Here is a 794-nt window from a genome sequence, read left to right as displayed (position 1 = left end):
GGGCGGGACACGTGATATCCTGTTTGAAGATGGGGGGACCATCCTCCAAGGCTAAATACTCCTGATTGACCGATAGTGAACCAGTACTGTGAAGGAAAGGCGAAAAGAACCCCGGTGAGGGGAGTGAAATAGAACCTGAAACCTTGTACGTACAAGCAGTGGGAGCCCTTTAAGGGTGACTGCGTACCTTTTGTATAATGGGTCAGCGACTTATATTTTGTAGCGAGGTTAACCGAATAGGGGAGCCGAAGGGAAACCGAGTCTTAACTGGGCGTTTAGTTGCAAGGTATAGACCCGAAACCCGGTGATCTAGCCATGGGCAGGTTGAAGGTTGGGTAACACTAACTGGAGGACCGAACCGACTAATGTTGAAAAATTAGCGGATGACTTGTGGCTGGGGGTGAAAGGCCAATCAAACCGGGAGATAGCTGGTTCTCCCCGAAATCTATTTAGGTAGAGCCTTGAGCGGACACCTTCGGGGGTAGAGCACTGTTTCGGCTAGGGGTCCATCCCGGATTACCAACCCGATGCAAACTACGAATACCGAAGAGTGATACTCAGGAGACACACGGCGGGTGCTAACGTCCGTCGTGGAGAGGGAAACAACCCAGACCGCCAGCTAAGGTCCCAAAGTCTATATTAAGTGGGAAACGAAGTGGGAAGGCTTAGACAGCTAGGATGTTGGCTTAGAAGCAGCCATCATTTAAAGAAAGCGTAATAGCTCACTAGTCGAGTCGGCCTGCGCGGAAGATGTAACGGGGCTCAAATATAGCACCGAAGCTGCGGCATCAGTA

The 794-nt window shown here is 50.9% G+C and carries 1 rRNA gene; it reads left to right on the top strand.

What is annotated here, in order from left to right:
* Window positions 1-794, top strand: a 23S ribosomal RNA gene (locus tag HMPREF2732_RS05915); the annotation flags it as partial.

The organism is Haemophilus sp. HMSC061E01, from assembly GCF_001810345.1.
GTDB lineage: Bacteria > Pseudomonadota > Gammaproteobacteria > Enterobacterales > Pasteurellaceae > Haemophilus_D.
Note: the sequence above shows the minus strand (reverse complement) of the source record. Positions and strands in the feature narration are given on the sequence as shown.